This is a genomic window from Paenibacillus sp. NPDC058898, assembly GCF_049316025.1.
Lineage (GTDB): Bacteria > Bacillota > Bacilli > Paenibacillales > Paenibacillaceae > Paenibacillus_AQ.
In genome coordinates this window covers 167,730-190,836 of sequence record NZ_JBMOSM010000003.1, presented here as the reverse complement: position 1 = coordinate 190,836, position 23,107 = coordinate 167,730, and the positions used below count along the sequence as shown (strand labels likewise).

Annotated in this window: 2 protein-coding genes; both read left to right on the top strand. The window is 48.5% G+C overall.

What is annotated here, in order from left to right; genetic code table 11:
* Positions 1-15 precede the first annotated feature (15 nt).
* The gene (locus ACOZB4_RS09245) at positions 16-10,350 is read left to right on the top strand and encodes an SDR family NAD(P)-dependent oxidoreductase (RefSeq protein ID WP_379404835.1); all 10,335 of its coding nucleotides are present in this window, start codon (positions 16-18) and stop codon (positions 10,348-10,350) included.
* Entirely contained in the window at positions 10,347-23,096 is a 12,750-nt protein-coding gene (locus tag ACOZB4_RS09240) for an SDR family NAD(P)-dependent oxidoreductase (RefSeq protein WP_379404243.1), read from the top strand. The genes ACOZB4_RS09245 and ACOZB4_RS09240 overlap by 4 nt, the downstream gene beginning before the upstream one ends.
* Positions 23,097-23,107: the final 11 nt, after the last annotated feature.

Sequence of the window (23,107 nt, the reverse complement as noted above, 5' to 3'; positions counted from 1 at the left end):
GAGGGAGCAAACGTGATGTACGAACAGTTTAACCTGTCCGCCAAGAACCCGATTATTAGCAATCATAAGGTATACGGGCAACAATTATTGCCTGGACTGGCCTATATTGATCTTATCTACCAGGTTTATAAGAAACATCACTATGCATTCGACAAACTTGAGCTTCGTCATTTAAGTATATATAAACCGCTCATAGTCGGACGGGATGTTACTGTAAGACTCGGCATTCAATGTGATGAGGCTTCTCCTGGTAGATGGAGGATTCGGTTGGAGGGACAGAATCGTCGTAACGGTATGGAAGAACCAGAGCAAACACTTTATGCCACAGCCGAGATGCATGCAAGAGATCAGGTGTCATACTCAGAAACGCTGGATTTAGGCTTCGTGAAGGGGGCAGCAAACCGTGTGCTCCCTATCCATGACATTTATGAAGAGTACCGAAGCCAGGATTTGGTGCATACCGGATTTATGAAGGCGGAAGGCCAGATTTATGAGATGGATACAGCAGCAATTCTAGATCTTTCTATTAGTCGGGAGGCGATGGCCAGCTCGCAAGAGTTCTTATTTCATCCTGCTCTGATCGACGGCAGTGGCGTAGGGGGCGGAAGAATATATGCTCCTTCTGCCCAAGAGGAACAGCGCTTGTTCTTGCCTCTGAGTTATGCCGTTTTTAATGCTTCGGAACCGCTCCAGGAACGGTGTATTACAAGGGTGCAGAGGTCGTCTGTTCTTCATAAGAATGAGCTGATGTTTTGGACGATGGAGTTTTTTAACGGGGATGGAAAAAAAGTCGGGGAACTGAAAAACTTATCTACGAAACTGGTTCGCGATGCCGGGTTGATCCATCCGGAGCGGAAAGGGTCCCTTTCATCATCTCAGATCACGGAGCGGCGCAAGCCGCCTCGGGTCAGCTCCAATAAGCAGGTTCAAATAACGGGTGCCGACGAAACGGCACCCGTTATTTCGATCGAACAGTTCCTGCGGCAACTCATGGCGGACACACTTAACTGTAAGGTGGAAGATATCCATCCTGAATCCGGATACTATGAGATGGGACTGGATTCCCCCGGATTGTTAGAGATTGTGAGGGCGATTGAGACCAGCATTAATAACTCGTTATCGCCGACTTTGTTGTTTGAGTACACAACAATTGCCGAGCTTGCTTCTTATCTCGAAGAAAACTATGCTTCAAAATTTAAGCAATCCGAGGCTGCATCGGTAATATCCGTACCTGATACCGCTTCAGATCCGGAATTTCAGAGTTCATTTAAGCGCTCGCCTTCCGGTTCCAATCTTTCTAATAATCCGGCAACGGAAGGAGACGTCGCCATTATCGGTATGTCCGGCCGATATCCCCAAGCTAGGAACCTTCACGAATTTTGGAGGAATTTGCAGGAGGGAAAGGACTGCATAAGCGAAATTCCAAAATCCCGCTGGGAATGGAAAAAAATGGATGGTATTAAATCAGCTGGCGGGAAAGCGATGTCCAAATGGGGAGGATTCATAGACGATCCGGATTGTTTTGATCCGAAATTTTTTAGAATATCCCCTCGTGAAGCAGAAACGATGGATCCCCAGGAAAGGTTGTTCCTGGAAACTTGCTGGGAAGCCATTGAGGATGCTGGATATACCCCTAAATCATTAGTCCCGCCCCGAGGTAAAAATAATAGGCGGAAGGTAGGCGTCTTCGCGGGTGTGATGCATAAGGATTATTCCCTGGTGGGCGCTGAGGCTGCTTCCCAAGGGGAAGCATTTCCACTTTCGCTGAATGCAGGCCCTATTGCCAATCGGGTTTCATATTTTTGCAATTTCCATGGCCCCAGCATGACCGTGGATACGCTATGTTCATCTTCCCTCACCGCCGTTCATCTGGCGATGGAGAGTTTGAAACGTGGAGAAAGCGAAGTTGCATTGGCCGGTGGGGTGAATTTATCTCTGCACCCGTCGAAGTATATGACATACGGGCTGTGGGGTATGCATTCAAGTGATGGTTATTGCCATACCTTCGGCGAAGGAGGCGACGGCTACGTTTCAGCCGAAGGCGTTGCGGCGGTCCTCTTAAAACCATTAAATAAAGCAGTCCAAGACAATGACCGAATCTATGCGGTTATAAAAGGCAGCGTGATCAACCATGTAGGGACTGTGAGCGGCATTATGGTGCCTGGCCCAGTGGCTCAGGGGGAAGTGATCGCCGATTGTCTCGAACAATCAGGCATAAACCCGCGAATGATCGGTTATGTCGAAGCTCACGGTACAGGCACCTCGCTGGGGGATCCTATTGAGATCGAAGGGTTAATGAAAGCCTTCGAGTTGTATACCCGAGAGCGGCAGTATTGCTCGATTGGTTCAGTAAAGTCCAATATAGGCCATGCGGAGTCGGCCGCGGGAGTTATCGGCCTCCAGAAGGCAGCTCTCCAAATCTATCACAAAACACTGGTTCCTTCCCTGCATTCCGAGCAATTGAATCCCTATATTGATTTTGAACAATCTCCATTCTATGTGCAGCACACCAAGGAGGAATGGAAACAACCTGTGACCATGGACGGCATGCGCAAGATTAGCTATCCGCGGAGAGCTGCGTTAAGTTCTTTTGGAGCCACTGGTTCAAATGCCCATATGATTCTAGAAGAATACATAGGTGCGAAAGTAAGCGATACAACGCAGGCGAACCATGGACAAGAGCGACCTGTGATTGTTCCTGTTTCGGCTAAAAATGAAGAAAGGCTCAAAACCTACGCAAAAGAGATGCTCGATTATCTGTTAGGATTGCCTGAGAGCGAGCCGGTACAGCAGGATAAAGAGCCGGGATTTACAGTCGGTCTACAAGGTAAACTGAAGGAATTATTAGCTGATATCATGCATGTTCATGAAGAACTCATTGAACTAGATGTTCCGTGGAGTGAATATGGAGTCGAGCCTGTTCATATTCGATTATTAAAGGGAAAAATTCAGGATGATTTCCTCGTTGAGATCGATGATCAGGAATGGGGGCAGAGAAGCACGATTGCTTCCGTAACCGCTCATCTTCTGAATGAGCACCCAGAAGTGATGGGGGCTCCTAACGTTGGAACTGATCATGATGGCGGATCCGATGATCAGGACAAGCGGGGACAGAACCGCTCGATAATCTCCATCGAAGATGTGGCTTATACACTGCAAGTCGGACGCGAAGCCATGGAAGAACGAGTGGTGTTTGTCGCTCAGGATATCCTCGAATTGATTCAGGGGCTTCAAGCTTTTCTGGAGAATAAAGAACTTAAACACGGCTTTAGAGGCAAGGCCAAGTTAATGAAGGATACAGCTGCATCTTCCTCTGCAGGTGATAGGAATAAGCAGTCCGTCAGCCAATGGATCGATGAGGGGAATTGGAATGAATTGGCTGAAGGGTGGGCTTCGGGCATGGAGTTAGATTGGAATTTATTATACGGCGAGAGCACCAGGCCTTCCCGGATCAGTTTACCGACCTACCCGTTTGCACGGGAGCGTTATTGGGTACCAGCTGCCGGAAAACCAATCGTTGCTGCGACTGCTGAAGCAGGGATACACCCTTTGCTGCACAAAAACACGTCCGACTTTACCGAGCAGCGATTTAGCAGCACTTTTAGGGGAAATGAATTTTTCTTATCCGATCATGTCGTGGGGAAGCAGAAGATATTACCGGGTGTTGCCTATCTGGAGATGGCGCGTATGGCAGTCATGGAATCCCTTGGCAGCCGAGCGGAGCATCATACGGAAATCCGTCTGAAAAATGTGGTTTGGATTCGGCCTGTCTCCGTGGGGGAGGAATATGCTGAAGTGAATATCCGACTGCTTCCCGCTGAGCATGGAGGGATCGTTTACGAAATATATAGTCAAGTTCAGGAGAGCACAAGGGCAGAGCCTGTTGTACACAGCAAAGGCAGTGCGGAGCTGCTACCAGCTGGAACGAAGGATGTCTTGAATATTGAAGATTTGAAGAGGCATTGCGGCGAACAGTGCTTCTTATCCTCCCAATTCTACGAGGTCTTTCATGAGACGGGGATGGAGTATGGCCCGGCCCACAGGGGAATAGAGAAAGCGTATGTAGGTGCGGGACAAATATTGGCTAAGTTATCCTTGCCGTCATCCGTTTCTAATACCTTGAAGGAGTATGTTCTCCACCCAAGCCTAATGGACTCAGCTTTACAGGCGACGATCGCTTATTCTATGAATTCTGGCGGCATGCCCCCGGTTTCGGTGAACCCGGTGATGCCTTTTGCCCTCCAGGAACTGGATATTCGGGGGGAGTGCACGCCGAATATGTGGGCATGGATACGAAACAACGATAAGGCTGCAAAGACAGGTTTAACTCCAAAGCTGGATATCGATATATGTGATGATCAGGGCAATATTTGTGTTCGTATCAAAGGATTCTCAACAAGGGTGCTGGAAGGGGAGCTTGAGGCCAGCAGTCGGTCTAATGCGGCTCCACAGGAGGCAATGGTACAAACGCCTGTCGGAAATATACATCTTGTGCCAGTATGGGAGGCCGTTCCGGCAGAGAATGGCACATGGCAGGCGCATGATTCCGATCACGTGATATATGTTGGTGGGGAAGAGAATAGGAGCATGATTCAACAGATGTACCCGCGGGTGCATTTTTTTGATTTGAATCCAGCAGATACGATATCAGAAATTGCTGTAAAACTAGAAGCTTTCGGCATAGTTGATCATATCGTGTGGGTTGCTCCTGCAGGTCCGTCAACTTCCCTGGAAGATGAAAAACTGATTGAACGACAGGAGCATGGCGTTATCCCATTGTTCCGCTTGATTAAGGCGTTCATTGGATTGGGTTATTCTGCCCGCGCCTTGGGATGGACAGTGATCACATTTGATACGCAGAGGGTTAACGAATCTCGCAAGGTCGATCCTTCGCATGCCGGCATTCACGGTCTGGTAGGTTCAATGGCAAAAGAATATCCGAGCTGGAATATCCGAATTATCGATTTGGAGGCCGGCAGTCCGTGGCCTGTATCCGATATATTCACTCTCCCTGCTGATCGGCGCGGACACCCTTGGGTGTACCGGAAACAGCAGTGGTACCGACAGCAGCTCATACCATTGAATAATCCTGCAACGGCGGAATCAAGCTTTAGGCAGGGTGGCGTATATGTCGTAATTGGAGGGGCTGGCGGTATCGGCAAGGCATGGAGCGAGTATATGGTTCGTGCTTATGGAGCCCATGTGGTGTGGATCGGCCGCAGACAGATGGATGAACATATAAGGGCGGATTTGGATAGAATTGCTCGTTTTGGACCCAGACCCGTCTATATCTCAGCAGATGCAACCGATTATGAAGAACTCAGAGCAGCTTATGAAAAAATAAAGCAGACATATTCAAGAATTAACGGCGTTGTGCATTCGGCGATGGTGCTGTCGAATCGAAGTCTCCTGGACATGGAAGAGGATCAATTCAGATCAGGACTATCGGCCAAGATTGACGTGACCGTTCGGATGGCCCAGGTATTCCGTAAGGAACCATTGGATTTTGTTATGTTCTTCTCTTCCTTGATCGCTTTCATTAAAAATCCAAAACAGAGCCACTACGCGTCGGGCTGTTCGTTCAAGGATGCGTTCGCACATCGGCTTTCGCATGAATGGCCGTGCAAGGTAAAGGTGATGAATTGGGGATATTGGAGCAGCGATGACGCTTCTGCTTCAGAGGATGTACAGCAGCTGTCCCGGATCGGGATGGGGCTCATTGAGCCTGAGGCTGGCATGAAAGCTTTGGAACGATTGGTTTCCAATCCGATTCATCAAATGGCGATGATTACAACGACCAAACCTCTTATCGTGGAAGGCATGAATCCTAAAGAGCGCATCGATATCCGATCGGATAGCATACCGTCAGTGATCAACAAAATTAGGGACTATAATTCGGGAACAGCAGATCGGCTCCAGAACATGAATGAGGCCCAAAGCTTAAATAAGGAAATGATCAGCCTTCTATCAAGAATGCTGCTAAGTGAGATATCCTCAATGGGATTATTGGAAAAGGATACGAAGTCAGCCGAGAGCAATGCCCATATTGGAATAATCCCAATGTACCAAAAGTGGTTTGAGGAAAGCTTGCGCGTCCTTGTGCAGCATCATTACCTCTATCAGGATGGTGAAATGTACAAAGTAACGGATCCGTTATCCGTTGATAAGGCCTTGTTATGGAAGGAATGGGAACTGAAAAAAGTCGAATGGCTGGAAGATCCGAGTTTAAAGGCATGGATGACACTAGCTGAAGAGGTCATGCTTGCATTGCCTGAAATTCTGACAGGTAAACGCCTGGCCACCGATATTATGTTTCCGAATTCCTCCATGAACCTAGTGGAGGGCATCTATAAAAATAATCCCGTCGCCGATCATTTCAATGAAGTTCTTGCCGATGCCTTATTGGCCTATATGGAGGAACGGATCAACGAATCTCCTGCCGTTAAAATCCGGATCATTGAAATTGGTGCCGGCACGGGAGGAACGAGCAGCAGGCTTTTCCAAAAATTAAAGCCTTACAATGATTATATCGAGGAGTATTGCTACACCGATATTTCCAAAGCGTTTTTATTATTTGCTGAGAAGGAGTACGGTCCGCACAATCCCTTTTTGACTTATAAAATATTGAATGTTGATGCGCCCGTTGCCGGCTCGGACACCCCTTTGGGTGAATTCGATATAGCTATTGCAACAAATGTGCTTCACGCGACCCGAAATATCCGCCAAACTTTAGGCAATACCAAATCCGTCTTGAAAAAGAACGGTTTGATTCTAATCAATGAGCTGAGCGATAACCGATTATTTACGCACTTAACCTTTGGACTCCTGGAAGGTTGGTGGCTTTATGAAGATGCACCTTTACGCATTCCTGGTAGTCCGGGTCTGTATCCCGAAACCTGGAAGGACGTGTTGGAGTCCGAAGGCTACGAAGCGGTTTTTTTTCCGGCAAAAGAGTCTCATGAATGGGGACAGCAGATCATTGCGGCTAGTAGTAACGGGGTGGTCCGAGTGAAACAGGTGCCCCATTCAGACAGAGCCGATGCGGAGGTCAAACGCACGTTTAATGCCAAACCATTTGATACGAGGGACAGGTTAGAAACGATTGCCACAGTGGAAGAGCAGCCTCGAGTTAAGATCGTTGCCGCTAAACAGGCCAGCACGGTCATGACCGAACAGATGCTGGAAGATCATGTGAAGGAGACCATCATTGAGAAGCTTTCCGAGGCATTAAAAGTAAATAGGAACGAAATCGAATTGGAGGAGTCCTTCGCCGACTATGGTCTGGATTCCATTATCGGGGTTCATCTGGTACAAGTCCTTAATCAAGCCTTACGCATCGAACTCGATACCACGAGCCTATTTGATTACAGTTCAGTTAAGCAGCTTACAGCTTATATTTTATCGGATCACAGGGATGCAGTCGCTGGCCTGCTTGGGCAGAATTTAAACAAACCAGTCGTCTCTGATGACAATCGACTGGATATACCTGAACTAGTTGAAGCAGCATCGCCATCTTATTCCAGCCGGTTTATCGACAAGGCTTCTTTATCAGGCAAGCAAGCACCTGATCTCGTTAAGCATGAGGTCGCTCCTATGACACCCATGAATAAAGAACCGATTGCCATTATCGGAATGAGCGGAAAGTATGCTAAATCAGCTAACGTGAACGAACTATGGATGCACTTGTCCAACGGAGCAGAACTTATTGGAGAGTCTCCGCGTTGGGATCTCTCGGCACATTATCCGAAAGAGGCCCAGTATTGCGATCGCGGAGGTTTTGTAGAGAATATAGATCAGTTTGACCCATTCTTTTTTAATATTAATGGTCTGGAAGCCAGCTATATGGATCCTCAGCAAAGGATATTTATGGAGGAATGCTGGAAGGCACTGGAGGACTCAGGTTATGCCGGATCCAGGATTCAGGGACGCCATTGCGGCGTTTATGTCGGCTGCCTTGGAGGTGCGGGCGATTACCAACAGCTCTTCGGAGATGATGCGCCGGCGCAAGCATTCTGGGGCATAGCCGGGTCGGTCATTCCGGCACGGATTGCGTATTATCTTGATCTCAAGGGACCGGCCATTGCCATTGATACGGCCTGTTCCAGCTCATTAGTCGCCGTCCATATGGCATGTCAGGGGTTATGGTCAGGCGAGACGGAAATGGCATTGGCTGGAGGCGTGTTTATCCAGTCTACGCCATGGTACTACTTGAGCACCAACAAAGCGGGGATGCTTTCGACAACGGGCCACAGCTATACTTTTGACGAGCGTGCTGACGGATTTATCCCTGGTGAAGGGGCGGGCGTTCTAGTACTGAAGCGTCTTCAGGAAGCGATACATGACGGAGATCATATTTATGGAGTCATTCGCGGATCGGGAATGAACCAGGACGGAACGACGAACGGCATAACGGCGCCAAGCGCCGTCTCTCAGGAACGCCTGGAACGAAACGTATATGATGCCTTCCAAATTGATCCCGGCGACATACAGGTTGTAGAAGCTCATGGAACGGGCACGAAGCTGGGAGACCCGATTGAGTATCAGGCACTAACGAAGGCTTTTAGAAATTATACCGACAACAAAGAGTACTGCGCGATCGGCTCGATCAAGACCAACATCGGGCATGCGGCCCATGCGGCTGGCGTCGCGGGAATCATTAAGGTTTTGCTGTCTTTGAAGCATAAGCAAATTCCGCCTACGCTAAATTTTGAAACGGGGAATTCGAATATTCAGTTTAAGGACAGCCCCTTTTATGTAAATACGAGCCTCAGGGATTGGGAGAAAGGAAGGAGTGGTAAAAGACGAGCAGCCGTGAGCTCCTTCGGATTCAGCGGAACAAACGCCCATATTGTTATAGAAGAGGCACCGGAACCAACAGGGAGTCATACCGACAAACCGGGATATCTGATTGTGTTATCTGCACGAACGCCTGAGCAGCTGCGCAAGCAGGCGAATCAACTGCTGAATTTCTGCCAAGATGACAGACAAGCAGACTGCGGAAACCTTAGCTATACCTTGTTGGCAGGAAGAAAGCATTTTAACAACCGCTTAGCCTGCGTAGTTCGGAGCTTGGATGAGTTAATGACATTCCTTGGTAAATGGCTGGCCAAAAGCAAGGTACCACAGGTTTATGTGTCGGAACTGAATGAAAATGATCGCCGGGAACAGCCTTCCTTAAAGCGATACGGAAACCAATGCATCCAGGAATGCCATTCGGTCGAACCCACCGAATATGTGGAGCGGCTAACAACGATTGCTGAGTTATATATTCAAGGATATGGGCTTGATTATGAAGCGTTATTCTCGAATGAACGCTATACCATCATATCTCTGCCAACCTATCCCTTTGCGACTGAACGCTATTGGGTACCGGAAGAAAAAGGCAAAGGCAGCTCTTCTATTGAATCAGCCCCACAAGGGCAGGCCATGCTGCACCCTCTGCTTCATCAGAACACATCGGATCTTTCGGGAGTCCGCTACAGCTCGACTTTTAACAGAGGCGAACCTTTACTGGCTTCAACTGATGTCTCAGGAAGGAACACACTCTCGGGGATGATATATGTGGAGATGGCCAGGAAAGCAGCGGAGTTATCGGGGGGAGTTTTCCTTGACCCCCATGAAGAGATTCAGATCAAGGATGTGGTTTGGTCCCAACCGGTTGAATTTGTGCAAGAAGACTTGCAGCTCCATATTGGTATCTTCCCGGATGCGGGAGACCTTTCATATGAAATCTACAGTACAGCGGACAAGAATAGCATAGATCCGGTTATACACAATCAGGGACGGGTGTCGACAACTGCCCTTCAAAGCAAGGCGTTGCGGGCTGATATGAGTCTTGTACAGGCACAATGCAATGTGAAATATTTCTCGAAGTTTGAGTGGTACAAGGTATATGTGGAAGCAGGAATAATTCATAGTCCTCAACAGCAAGTGGTAGAGGAGATGTTTATCGGACACCACCAGCTGCTCGCGAAGCTTTCAATGCATTCTGCTTTCCGGGCTTCATCCCATCATTTCATACTGCATCCAAGTGTAACCGAGGCAGCTATGCAAGCGACGTTAGGCCTCTTGCCAGATTGGGATGAGCAAATGGGTAGCGGAATCGTGAGTTCTGCACAACCGCTATCCTTGCAGGAGGTTCACATAATCGGTAAGCCAACTCCATTGTCATGGGTTCACGTACGAAACAGTGCGTATGGCGTTCAAGGGACAAATATCAAAGTGGATATTGACTTCTGCGATCATCACGGAGCGTTATACGCAACCATGAGAGGACTTACAGCGCGATTGGAGAGCAACGGACAGCATACCGTAAAACACGCAAAGGTTGGAGGAGGATTACAAATATGAGAAATCAGGATGCTCTTTCAAGTTCAAAAGGATCAGTTTCTGCTTCAGGGGTCCAGTTGTTTACACCGATCTATAAAGAATCAGAGACCATGAATGGTCGGAATCCGTCGAGTTATGTCCGGCATCTAGCCATCTTTTGTGAGATGGATCATTCAACCTTCGAAAGTCTACAGAGTGGGCTGACAGGCATCGAGTGCCTGATGCTTCAGTCACCTTCTTACCTGGAGATCAATCAACGCTTCCAATCTTATGCACAGCAGTTTCTTGACCTTGTAAAAACGATAATGGAACAGAAAGTGACCGGCGAGGTGCTTATTCAACTTGTGGTGCCGGTTCAGGGTGAGCAGAAGCTGTTCACCGGACTTTACGGCCTCCTACGAACAGCCCATATGGAAAACCCGCGATTAAGCGGTCAACTGATAGAAATAGAACCGGATGTAGAGGCATCAATACTCGTGCAAATGCTTAACCGCAGCAAGGGGTTGGCAGTAGATATCATACGCTTTGATCAAGGAAAAAGGTGGGAGGCAGGGTGGAATGAAGTTATTGTTCCGCCGGTGGAGGCGAGCATTCCATGGAAAGACAACGGGGTTTATCTGATTACCGGAGGCGCAGGTGGACTCGGACTCCTGTTTGCGGAAGATATTATCCGGCGAGTTAACGCTCCAGTATTGATTCTTACCGGTCGTTCTGTACTTTCTATGGATAAAGAAGCCAGACTGCATGAGATGAGAGCAACAGGAGCCAGAATCGAATATAAACAAACGGATGTGTCTCTTAAGGATCAGGTAGAACCCCTGATTCATGACATCCTGGAGGAATTCGGAAGCCTGCATGGGATCATCCATGGTGCAGGTGTCGTTTGTGACAATTTCATACTTAAAAAGACCGGGGATGAATTGGAGCAAGTGCTGAATCCCAAAGTGTCAGGGACGACATATCTAGATTCGGCCACCAAGGATTTGCCGCTGGATTTCTTTATTTTCTTCTCGTCGATCGCGGGCTGTTTCGGCAATCCGGGACAAGCGGATTATGCTGCTGCGAACGCATTTATGGATGCCTATGCGGCGTATAGAAACGGTCTCGTAGCATCCGGACTGCGTCAAGGCCAATCGTTGTCCATCAACTGGCCATACTGGAAGGATGGCGGAATGGAAGTTGATGAAATAACGGAGAAATCGATGATGCAAAGCTGGGGAATGACGGCTCTGGACACGAAAACCGGTATACAGGCTATGCATCAAGCACTGGCTTCCGGTCATGATCGAGTCCTCATCGTGTCAGGTCAAGTAGATCAGATCAGAGAGAAGCTGCTACCCGGTCCCACTCCTAAATCAGCAGCTTCTGAACCAATGAAGCGTCACCAAGTCGATGAGGGCTTGTTAAGAGACAGAACGGGCCGTCAACTCAAAGTCCTCTTTGGAGAAGTGACACGGCTCGAGGTTACCCAATTACATGCGAATGAACCCCTTGAGAGTTATGGAATCGACTCGATCATGATCAACCAATTGAATGCAAAAATGGCAGGGATCTTCGGGGAGCTTTCCAAAACATTGTTCTACGAGTACCAGACATTAGGTGAAGTCCTTGATTATCTGACTGCCGAACACGCGGAACGATGTGTGTGGTGGACAGGGTTGGGAGAGCAGAGTGAGGAGGGATCTGCAAGACCATCGGTGGATTCGCGTTCCGGTGAACCTTTTCCTGTTCTCGTTTCATTCCGTAAAGAGAAGAACCGTTCTACCCGCTCTCCAATCCATAAACCTGAGCTTAAATCGCGAGAACCCATTGCTATTATCGGTATAAGCGGACGCTATCCTTCTGCCCGCAATCTCAACGAATATTGGGAGAATCTTAAGGCAGGCAGAGATTGTATTACTGAAATACCTGGTGACCGATGGCCGATGGAAGACTTCTTCGATCCGGATCCACAGGAAGCGGTGGCGCAAGGCAAGAGCTATAGTAAATGGGGAGGGTTTTTAGAGGGATTTGCAGATTTTGACCCTTTGTTTTTCAATATTTCTCCCCGTGAAGCCATGATGATGGACCCTCAAGAGCGCTTGTTCATCGAGTCCTGTTGGGAAGCGTTAGAAGACGCGGGATATACGCGGGAGCATCTGGCGATCAGGCATCATCGCCGGGTAGGCGTTTTTGCCGGGATCACGAAGACGGGTTACGATCTGTACGGCCCCGGTTTATGGGAGCAGGGGGAACATGTTAACCCATACACCTCCTTTAGCTCAGTCGCCAACAGAGTTTCGTACTATCTGAATTTACAAGGACCGAGCATGCCGATTGATACGATGTGCTCTTCCTCTCTGACCGCGATTCATGAAGCCTGTGAGCATCTTCATCTGGGAGAATGTGAAATGGCGATCGCGGGCGGCGTGAATCTATACTTGCACCCTTCCAATTATCATTGGCTTAGCGTTCAACAAATGCTCTCGAAGGATGGCAGATGCAAAAGTTTTGGCCAAGGCGCAAACGGATTCGTTCCTGGCGAAGGCGTGGGGATCGTTCTTCTGAAACCTCTGTCACGTGCAATTGCAGATGAAGATCATATTCATGCCGTGATTAGAAGCACCAGTACGAATCATGGCGGTAAAACCAACGGCTATACTGTACCCAATCCTGTAGCACAGGGAGATCTCGTCCGTGCTGCACTGGATAAAGCAGGAATAAATGCAAGAGCGGTCAGTTATATCGAAGCGCACGGAACAGGAACCGATCTCGGCGACCCCATTGAAATAACGGGGCTTACCCAAGCATTCTCCAAAGATACAAGGGATACGGGGTTTTGCTCCATCGGTTCAGCCAAATCCAATATCGGCCATTTGGAAGCGGCAGCCGGCATGGCCGGTCTAACCAAAATCGTCTTGCAAATGAAGCATAAGATGCTGGTACCCAGTCTGCATGCCAAAGAACTGAATCCGAACATTAACTTTTCCAACACGCCTTTTGTCGTCCAACAATCGCTTCAGGAATGGCAAAAACCGGTGATTCATATGGATGGAGAGCTTATAGAGTTTCCTAGGATGGCGGGTGTCTCGTCCTTTGGAGCAGGCGGTTCCAATGCCCATGTCATCTTGGAAGAATATACGCCTGAGGAGACGTATCGCCCGGCTCCGTCTTCTCAAGATGGTCTTCCTGTGGTTATTCCGTTGTCAGCCAAAAACCAACCATGCCTTAACGAGAGAGTGAAACAGCTTTTGGAGATGATGGATGAGGAGATTTTATCGGATAGTCAGCTCTTTGATATGGCTTACACTCTTCAGGTTGGGCGAGAAGGCATGGAAGAACGGATTGCAGTCGTTGCGAAATCGATTCAAGATCTTCGAGCTAAGCTAACACGTTATGTGACGGGACACAACGATATTGATGGACTCTACAGGGGACAGATGGATCCGGGTAAAGAGAAACAGAGTATAGAAGAAGCGGATTCAGCGATGGAGAAGCTGGTACTGGAGCGGAATTTTCATAGCATCGCCATGATATGGGTTCAGGGCCTGCGCGTGGATTGGAATATCCTGTATAGGAATGGCGTTAAACCACGCCGTCGAAGTCTGCCCGTCTATCCCTTTGCGAGGGAACGATATTATATTGCAGAGAAACAGCTGATTAAAGAAGGCGTTGTTTCATCAACCCGGAAGTCGCTCGTGGATTCTGCGGATGTGAATGAGTCTGCAAGGATGGAGATGGATGGAAGCTCCAAGGAAACAAACCACGCGGCAAGTCATCGAAGTGCTGTGTCAGGTAAAGGCCGGCGAAGAGAAATGAGAGGCATGAGCACGAAGCAGTGCATTGAATGGGATTTAAAGGAGCAGATCGGTATATTGCTCCAAATTCAGAAGGGTAGGCTGGACAGCGAAATCAATCTTGCTGATTTTGGCTTTGACTCCATAAGTTTAACCCATTTGGCGACCAGGCTGTCTAAGCATTATGGGGTGGAACTAACACCTTCGGTATTCTTCGGTCATTCCACGATAAGTAAAATAATGGAGTATTTGATGAAGGAGCATCAAGAAGCACTTGCCGAGTTCTACTATGAGGCTGACGAGCACAGGCCAGCAAAGATCGCTCACAAAGCACGCCCAATCGCGCAGTCAAAGGTGAAGCTAAGCAGCAACGTATCTGATGATGCCCTTGAGCCCATCGCCGTTATCGGCATGAGCGGACGATTTCCGGAAGCGAGAAATGTTGAAGAAATGTGGACGATTCTGACCGAGGGAAGGAACGCAGTGAGAGAAATTCCCACTGACCGATTTGATTGGCGCCATTATTACAGTACCTCTGGCAAGGGTCCTCACAAGACAGACGGTAAATGGTGCGGTTGTATCCCGGGCGTTAGCGAATTCGATCCGTTATTCTTCGAGATTTCACCCAAGGAGGCGGAATCGATGGACCCGCGGCAGCGTTTATTACTGCAGGAAGCTTGGAAGGCGTTGGAGCATGCTGGCTACGGAGACAAAAAAATCAGAGCTGGGAAAATTGGCATGTTTGTGGGTGCTGAGCAAGGAGATTACCAGCAGCTAGTTAGAGGAGAGGCAGGGATTACCTCCAACCATAATGCTATTCTAGCGGCAAGGCTGTCCTATTTTCTGAATTTGAATGGTCCGGTACTCACGGTGGATACGGCATGTTCTTCTGGGCTGGCCGCAGCACACCAAGCTTGTCTTAGCCTTCGCAATGATGAGTGTGATACGGCCATTGCTGCCGGTGTCAATCTGATGCTTACTCCAGACCCGTACGTTGGAATGAGTCAGGCCGGGATGCTCTCCAGGGATGGTACATGCTTTGCATTTGATAAACGGGCGAACGGGCTTGTTCCTGGAGAAGCGGTCACCGTGGTTGTGCTCAAGCGTTTATCCAGGGCAGAAGCCGATGGGGATTCGATCTTGGCGGTGATCCGCGGCAGCAGTATTAACTATGACGGCAAAACAAACGGAATCACGGCTCCGAGCGGAGTTGCGCAAACCGAGCTTGTGAAAGCCGTTTATGAACAGTCTCGTGTTAACCCGGGTGATGTTGAATATGTCGTAACACACGGGACCGGAACGAGGCTGGGGGATCCGGTAGAGGTAAACGCCCTTCAAGATGCATTCAAAGCCTATACGGATAAACAAGGATACTGTGCAATTACTTCCAATAAAACGAATTTTGGGCATACCTTTGCCGCTTCTGGGTTAGTCAATATGATCAATCTGATACAAGCTTTCCGTCATGAAACGATTCCTGCAAGCCTGAATTTTGAGCAGGAGAATGATTATATTCGATGGACGGAAAGTCCTTTTTATGTCAATATAACGAATAAACCTTGGCCAGCCAGCGGAAATAAAAAACGTCTGGGTGCCGTAAGTGCGTTCGGAATGAGCGGAACGAACGTTCATATGGTTTTGGAGAGCTACGTTACAGCTTCCGTAGAAGAGCCAACAGGCATTCCCCCTTATCATTTGCTTACGTTCTCTGCCAAAACGAAGGAAGCAATGGAAGAGAAGATTCAAGATATGGTTGTCATGCTAGGAAAAGCGGATGCATCACAGGAATCGTTGAGCAAAATAAGTTATACCTTGTTGGAAGGACGTCAGCATTTTAACCATCGTATGGCAGTTGTTGCTGGGGATAAACAGGACGCTGAATATATATTATCGGCAAACGGGGATACCTTACGGCTGCCCAATCGCTTTGCTGGAAAAGTGCCACGTGATTTTGAAGGCCAAGCTTTGATTCAGCAGTACGTCAACGATCTACTGAGATCTGCCCAATCTCTAAAGGAAAATCCGGATAAATACCGGGAAGCACTCTATGCATTAGCTGATCTGTACTGCCAAGGGTATGAGATCAGTGGCGATGGTTTATATGACGGTGCACTGGCCCAACTGACAGAGCTTCCGACTTATCCATTCGCCAGAGAGCATTATTGGGCATCTGTCCAAGACGCGACCGCTGGCGTTCCAAATACGAAACCCGGGCGCTTCCGAATCATAAACAGGCCCCGAAGAGATGCACATCCTGGGCCTTCTGTGGGACAAGATCAGCTTCGAATAACAGAAGGTGCGGCGCCGCAAGAAGCTTACGAATTGATGACATTTGAAGAGGTCTGGGAAGAAGAGGCTTTAGAGGATATCCATAACGCCGATTTAAAGACGCTGGTTTGTTTTCTAACAGAAGAGGAGAGCAAACAGATTGTTACGGACAAAGCCACAGCCTTGGGTGGAGACACGCAGGTTATTTTTGTTTGGCGAAGTACCGTCTTTGACAAGAAATCCAGGCACGATTACAGTATTCCCGCGACGAATAGGGATTCATATGTACAGGCGCTGTCGGGTATCCGCGAGGATTTCAAAGAAATCGATGCCGTGCTGTATTTATGGCCTATTGAAGATGCTGCATACATCAAAGATTATTCCAGCATCGTGCATATGGTTCAGGCTATCGCTGCCGCAAAATTAAAACCGAAGCAGTTGTTGCTTGCCGGCCAATTCGAGAATCCGATTGAGCGATGTTATATGGAATCATGGATTGGCTTTGAGCGATCTTTAGGTCTCGTACTGCCAAATGTTAGCGTAAGTGTCGTTTCCATTGACTTGCAGGCCCGGGAGCGAACGGAGTCTCTGATAGTCCCGATTGGGAAGCTGTGGACGGAACTTCGAGCCAACCAATCAGCAAGTGTTCTGTATCAGGACGGAAAACGGTATATTTGCCGAGTCAAGCCCACCATGCTGGAGCATGATTCCATCATGTTGAAGCGAGGGAGAACCTATCTGATTACCGGCGGATGCGGCGGCTTGGGGCTTCTCTTTGCCAGACATATCGCAAGCCGATATGCTGCGAATTTAATCCTTACAGGCAGATCCCCAATGAATGATGAAATACGGGCCGGCATCAAGAAGCTGGAGGAACTGGGCAGTCAAGTTCTATATGTCCAATCCGATATTTGTGATGTAGAACATATGCGTGAAGGTTTGGTCGCTGCAAAGGCTCGTTTCGGACCTATTCATGGGGTTATTCAGGCGGCCGGTATGTCAAGCAGTCAAAATATACTTGAAAAAGAGTTGGAAGATTTCCATGCAGTGCTCGCTCCTAAAGTGGAAGGAACACTCGCACTGGATGAAATACTTCAGGATGAGCAGCAGTTGGAATTTATCTGTTATTTCTCATCCACCTCGGCTGTGATCGGCGATTTTGGTTCATGCGACTACGCCATTGGAAACCGGTATCAGATGGCATATGCGCGATACTGGAACGAACAGAACCGAGTCGGTCGCTCCATCGTGATCAATTGGCCGCTTTGGAAGGAAGGCGGCATGGGCTTTCAGGATCAGAATAACACCGAGATGTATTTGAAATCCAGCGGTCAGCGCTTACTGGAGACCGAAGAGGGCTTACAAGTATTTGAGCGTATTCTTTCCCACAGTCTTTCGCAGCATCTAGTGCTGGTTGGTCAGCGGAGTAGGGTGCATCGATTCCTGGGGCTTGCCAACAACGAGAATTCATTTGAAGCAAATAGACAAACACCAAATACCGCAAATGCGAATGCTGCTCCAGGCAAGGGATGGCGGAATGAAATGAAGGGTTTGAGTCTTGCGCAGTGCCTGGAATGGGATATGAAGGAAATCGTAAGCCAGTTGCTTAAAATTCCTCGCGATAAGCTGGATTTAGACGAAAATTTGGCGGAATTCGGCTTTGATTCCATCAATCTTGCACAATTTGCAAATGTGCTGACCGAGCATTATGGCTTGGATATCACACCTTCGTTGTTCTTCGGACAATCCACGATCGGAAAGTTAATCGATTATTTTTTGAAAGAGCATAACGAAATGACGACAGAATTTTATCGAGAAAGTCAGACCGTAGATACGGAATCGCCAAACTTCCCGGACACAACTTCATCTGAGCCAAAAGCATTCAAGAGAGCGAGGGTGCAGGAACGAATAGCTTCATCATCATCAAACCTCCAAGAGCCTATTGCGATCATTGGCATGAGCGGACGGTTCCCGGAAGCCCGAAACATCGATGAGATGTGGACGATCCTGGCGGAAGGCAAAAATGCCGTGTCGGAAGTTCCTGCCGAGCGATTCGATTGGCGGCGATACTACGGGGATGGCGAGCAGGAATCTGCGCAAATCCATTGCAAATGGTGCGGAACCATTCCGGGCGTCCGTGATTTTGATCCGATGTTTTTTGAGATTTCGCCTAATGAGGCGAAAACGATGGATCCGAGACAGCGGCTTTTGCTTCAGGAATCCTGGAGGGCGTTGGAAGATGCCGGGTATGGGGAGGACAAGCTCGGCGGATGCAAGATCGGGATGTTTGTTGGAGTCGAAGACGGCGACTATCATCTGCTTGTGAAAGACAAAGGGAGTATAACCTCTAACCATAATGCTATTCTGGCAGCGAGATTATCGTATTTTTTGAACTTGACCGGGCCGAATATGGCCATTAATACAGCGTGTTCATCGGGACTGGTTGCAGCTCATCAAGCGTGTATGAGCCTACGTAATGGAGAGTGCGACGCGGCCATCGTGGCAGGAGTCAATCTGCTGCTTACACCCAATGCATACGCTGGCATTAGTCAGGCTGGGATATTATCTGCAGACGGCAAGTGTTATGCATTTGACCAACGGGCTAACGGAACGGTTCCCGGTGAAGCTGTTACCGCTTTGGTATTCAAACGCTTGTCACAAGCCGAAGCGGATGGGGACTCTATACATGCGGTGATTCGCGGAAGCGGAGTTAATTATGATGGGAGAACCAATGGGATCACAGCTCCCAGCGGAATTGCCCAAACCAATCTGTTGAAAGAAGTTTACCATCAATATCAGATCAATCCAGCAGAAATAGAGTACATTGTAACCCATGGCACCGGGACAAAATTGGGCGACCCAGTAGAAATTAATGCCTTGAATGAAGCGTTTAAAGCGCATACCGAGAAACAGGGGTACTGCGCGCTTACCTCTTCCAAGACGAATTTCGGCCATACTTTTGCGGCTTCCGGACTGGTTAGCCTGATTAATCTCGTGATGTCCCTGCGTCATGAAATGATTCCGCCAAGTCTTAATTTTGAGCAAGGGAACGATTATATCCAATGGGCGGACAGCCCGTTCTATGTGAACAAGAAAGCGAAGGCTTGGAGTCAAGCTAACGGAGCATCCCTAAAAGGAGCCGTTAGCGCTTTCGGAATGAGCGGAACTAACGCACACATGGTTGTCGAGAGTTATTCGAGGAAAAAAGTTGCTGTGTCCACGGAGCGACCGCCGTACTATGTGCTTGCACTTTCAGCCAAAACGAAAGAAGCGCTCGAGGAAAAAATCCGGGATATGCTTCATGCACTCGTTAATGAGAAGTGGGGTGAAGAGGACCTTCAGCATATCAGCTATACGCTGCTGAATGGCCGCGTTCATTTCAGTTATCGCTGTGCCGTTGTCATACAGGATTTAAGCGATGCTGTGTATGTAATGAAACAGGCTGGGAACCGCGAGAAAGTGCCGAATCTTTTCGAAGGCAGGGTTCCCCGCGATTTTACCGGACAAAAAGTGATGCAACTGTATATACAGGAACTTCTTGCGAAGAGCCGTACCCAGCATCTTGGCAAAAGCCAATTTCAAGAGACGCTATATGCCCTGGCGGACTTTTACTGCCAGGGATATGAAATCGAGTGGGGTCAACTTTTTGGTCATGTTCGACCTTACAAGGTCAAGCTGCCAACGTATCCATTTGAACGAGACAGCTATTGGGTGGATACTGCTGAAGCGGAAACTGATGAACAAACAATCAGGAGGGGCAATGACACAGAACCTGAACCTCATCCTTCAGTAGAAGTCGAGGTGAGTCCGTTAGTTGGCCGCACATATGAAATGGAGATCGAAGCTGATGTTGAGATTCCACATCATTCAGCCGAAATGGATTCAGATGCGCTGGTGTCGTCAGTTTCCGTACAACTAAGAACCCTCTTGATGGAGGTAACCGGGATTCCCCATGAAAAATTAGAAGATGCAGCTTCCTTTGAAGAATTGGGACTGGATTCCCTGATGATTCATGCGTTAAATAAAAAAATTGAGCTATGGATCGGACAGTTAGACGCGACTCTTTTTTATACGTACAACAGCATCCAAGCATTAGCCGCTTATTTGGCACAGGAATATCATGAAGCGGTTTCCAAGCATGTGGATATGGCCGTGAATGGGGCGTCTCGGAAGAGCTTGAGGCAGGCTGAGCAGGCGGGACCGGCCCCAAAACAGCCTCCTCAAGCCTCTAATCCAGCAGCGATACCTTCAAGCCGCTCTCTCTTATTAACGGATCGGCAGCCAAACGCCTCGACCGATATTGCCATTATCGGGTTAGCTGGCCGCTATCCGAAAGCAGATACGCTTCAGCAGTTTTGGAATAACCTGTACGCGGGAAAGGACTCCATAGAAGAAATTCCGGCGAGCCGCTGGTCTTTAGACGGCTTCTATGAACCGGACCGGACCAAAGCGGTAGCGAAGGGTTTAAGCTATAGCAAGTGGGGAGGCTTTTTGGATCGTATTGAATATTTCGATCCATTGTTTTTTAATATCTCACCGAGAGACGCTATATACATGGATCCACAGGAACGCCTGTTTCTTGAGGTTGCCTGGGGATGTATGGAGAATGCGGGATATACCCGGGAATCGCTGAAGCGGGATGGGTATGGAAATCAAATCGGAGTCTTTGTCGGTGCTACTTTTAACAACTATCAGTTGTTTATGGCCGATGATGCCGGGCAAGCCAATAAAGAGATGTACCTGGCGACAAGCCAGATGTTCTCGATCGCAAACCGGGTGTCTTATATCATGGATTTTACAGGTCCAAGTTTAACGGTGGACACAGCCTGTTCTTCATCCCTATATGCAGTTCACTTGGCTTGTGAAAGCATCCGAAATGGGCAGTCCCGGATGGCAATCGCCGGCGGTGTAAATCTTTCGCTTCATCCTAGCAAGTATATTACGTTGTGCCAGGGACAATTCAGCGCTTCCGACGGCAGATGCCGCGCTTTTGGCGAAGGGGGAACAGGTTATGTGCCGTCTGAGGCGGTAGGCGCCCTCTTTTTGAAGCCTTTGCAGGAGGCAATCAAGGATCAGGACTCCATTTATGGGGTCATAAAAGGGACCGCGGTCAGCCATGCGGGCAGGACGAACGGTTATACGGTACCAAGTCCAGTGTCCCAGTCTCAGGCGATTGAAAAGGCGCTTATCCAAAGCGGGATTGATCCAAGAAGCATCAGTTCCATTGAAGCTCACGGCACCGGAACGTCGCTCGGGGATCCGATTGAGATTAAAGGTTTGACGGATGTATTCGGCAAATATACCGAAGATACAGGATATTGCTCCATTTCTTCTGTCAAATCCAACATTGGACATGCAGAGGCAGCGGCTGGTATTGCGCAGCTTACCAAAGTGCTGCTTCAATTGAAGCATCAAACCTTAGTGAAAAATGTCATGCACGGGCATGGATTAAACCCTAATATTGACTTCGATCGTACGCCATTTGTTGTGCAGCGTGATACCGCTCATTGGAAACGTCCAACGATTCATGGACAGGAAGTTCCTCGCCGTTCCGGTATTTCGTCCTTCGGTGCAGGGGGAGCTAACGCACACATCATAGTTGAAGAGTATGTCCAGGTGAACGATCAACGGGCCCGCATTGCCGTCAGTTCGCAAAGTCCTGCGTTGATTCTCTTATCGGCTAAAAACGAAGACAGGCTCCGGGAACAGGCCAGGCAGTTATTGTATGCTCTCACGGAAGAACAGTTCTCGGACGCTGCGCTTCCTGATATTGCCTATACGCTTCAAGTGGGGCGTGAAGCAATGGAAGAACGATTGGCATGGATCGTAGGGTCCATGGACGATCTTAAGATGAAGCTGGAAGGATTCATTGAGGGCCGTGGTCATATCAAGGATATGTTCCGGGGACAGGTCAAACGCAATAAGGAGACGATGTCAGTCTTCGAAGCGGATGAAGAGTTTCAGGAAGCCGTTAACAAATGGATCCAACGCGGAAAATACGCCAAACTTCTCAACCTTTGGGTAAGAGGACTGGGCGTCGACTGGAACCAGATCTATGGAGACGTTAAGCCGTGTCGCATTGGCTTGCCAACTTATCCGTTTGCTGGTGAACCTTACTGGATCCCTGAGACCGAGAAGGATACTGATGCAACAAAACCTGTTGGAGTTCCGGCCGTATCTGTTGTTCATCCTTTACTTCACCGGAATACCTCAGATCTTTCGGGGCTGCGTTTCAGTTCGGTCTTTACGGGGAGTGAGTTTTTCCTAAAGGATCATGTTGTGAAGGGACAGCGAGTTCTGCCTGGAGTGGCTTATCTTGAAATGGCGCGATCGGCCGTAGAACAAATTGCCGGAGAGACGCTGGAGAAAGGTCGCACAGGAATTCGCCTTAAAAATGTCGTATGGGCTCGGCCCATTGTGGCGGAAGATCAACCGGTTCAAGTCCATTTGGATCTATATCATGAGGACAATGGTGAAATTGCCTATGAAGTATACAGTGTGTCTGAAGCGGGAGGAGAACCGGTGCTGCACAGTCAGGGAAGTGCGGAAGTATGCAGCATGAATGATCATGCTTCGTTGGATATTGAATCGCTTTTGGCTGAATGCAACCTGGACATCATTTCATCAAGCAAGATCTATGAAACCTATAGCGCAATGGGTATACAATACGGTCCAGCACATCAAGGCATAAAAAAGTCTATCTGGGCAGCGGCCAGGCGTTAGCGAAGCTGTCT